Source organism: Paraburkholderia sp. SIMBA_054, assembly GCF_046534875.1.
Taxonomy (GTDB): domain Bacteria; phylum Pseudomonadota; class Gammaproteobacteria; order Burkholderiales; family Burkholderiaceae; genus Paraburkholderia; species Paraburkholderia hospita.
On sequence record NZ_JAWRXV010001868.1, the window covers coordinates 1 to 229 of the forward strand.

Sequence of the window (229 nt, forward strand, 5' to 3'; positions counted from 1 at the left end):
CATGATGGTCGAGATGCGCGCGGTGAATGCGCGCGAAGTTCTGCGGGCTGAGCGGCTTGCTGAGATCGAGCCCGAGCACTTCGGCCCCGACGGGGCCGTCGAAAGCGCGAATCTCGATGTACTGATCGGCGATGGCGCCGCCGGCGTCGTGCGCGGCGGTGGGAGCAAAGGCTGTCGTCACGGGAAACTCTTCGTCGTATCTGTTCGCGGAGCGCCGTTCCGGCGCAGT

1 pseudogene is annotated in these 229 nt (G+C 66.4%); it reads right to left on the bottom strand.

The features are described 5' to 3' along the window. Window positions 1-181: pseudogene (locus tag SB822_RS61525) on the bottom strand (TauD/TfdA family dioxygenase); the annotation flags it as partial. Between the last annotated feature and the right edge of the window lie 48 nt (window positions 182-229).